Annotated in this window: 1 protein-coding gene; it reads left to right on the top strand. The window is 32.3% G+C overall.

Going from position 1 to position 1,537, the window contains the following annotated elements:
• The coding region (locus I1A51_RS17585) for a hypothetical protein (protein WP_196896241.1) at positions 1-1,537 on the top strand (1,537 nt) is incomplete at both ends.

Below are 1,537 nucleotides of genomic sequence, written 5' to 3'. Positions count from 1 at the left end.
AAATAATTTTAGACCGAAGAAGTCATGGATAAGGCTTCAATATCCAGGAACTTCAAAATTAGGAGGAGGATTACGAGTAAAACAATTAAAGCTGTCAGATCAGTGGGATAAGATGTTTGAATCGTCTTCACAATCAAATGTATTCCAAAAGTTTTACGGTCAAAAATTTGATTATGAACTAGTGGATGAGAAAGGTAATTTAAAAGAAGGAGAGAGTAGTGGAGTTGCTTCTTTTGAACCAATGGGAAGTATGGAAAATCCATTGATTATGCCAATTTATCCAGATGCAGGAAAACTGATAGCGCCAATAGAATTTAACTATACTAATGCGCCAATTGGTATGTCATTTTATCCATCAGCAGGGATTACTTATAGCACTGTAACAGTGAGTAGTTTGACAACAGATGATGTTGAGAGTTCCACTTCTTTTAAAGTTTTAGAATCACATAGAACAGGAAAAGTTGTAAATAAATTTTTCACTACGAAAGATTATCCTACGACATCAGACATGACACATTTAAAGTCTATAAATAACTCTTATCCAGGGTTGACTAATATATTTGATAATCTTTTAAGAGGGATTTTTAAATTACGAGTAAAGACAGATAATTATTTATCGATGACACAAGGATTTTCTGTTCATACAAATGATATGGATGGGAAGCCAAAGTCTTCAGATATTTATAATGAATTTGGAGCTTTTATCTCAGGTACAGAGCAAATTTATAGTGTTGATGAGCAAGATTCTAGAAAATTAAATAATAAACTACCAATTATTGATTCAGATGGATCGATAATTCGAGATGAAGTAATTGGAGAGCATTATGATGTTGTAGCGGATTTTAAAGAGAATGAAGCAGTTTCTTATACAGGAGGGATAAATACCAATGGAGCTTTCATTCCTTTAGTGGTTTATGTATTGACAATTCCTGTTCCTTTACCTTCTTCAGGAGTTCATACAAATGTTTATAGAGGGACAACGATGACTAAAGTAGTTCATACAACAGGTATTTTAAAAGAGGTGATTGCAAGAGAGAATGGCGCGGAAGTTTCTACAAAGAATCTTGCATGGGATGCAAACACAGGAAGTGTTCTTTTAACAGAGACAACAAATGAGTTTGATGAATCGATTTATAGCTTTAATTATCCTGCTTATTGGAATTACAATAACATGGGGTTGGCAACAAATAATATTGGAATTGAAGGAGAGTTAAGAACAAATAGTTCTTATTCAACGAAGAAATCATTTGAATTAGTAGGAGCTAATGATGCCTCTTTATATTTAACTCCAGGAGATGAATTATTAATTTATGAGGAATCATTGCGAGATGCAGATCAAACAGGACTTGATTTTACTCCACTTTCAGAAAACCAACGTCATAAAAAACTTTGGGTATATAAAGTTAGAATAGAGAATGGTCAAAATCGAGTTTATTTGATGGATAAAGATGGAGAAGTTTTAAACTGGTGTAAAAATGATGCTTTTTATACCAAAATTAAATTTAAAATTTTAAGATCTGGATATAGAAATATGCAA

The sequence above is a fragment of the Aureivirga marina genome, assembly GCF_015767265.1.
Classification (GTDB): domain Bacteria; phylum Bacteroidota; class Bacteroidia; order Flavobacteriales; family Flavobacteriaceae; genus Aureivirga; species Aureivirga marina.
The sequence above is the reverse complement of the archived record's forward strand: the minus strand, read 5'-3'. Positions and strand labels throughout refer to the sequence as shown.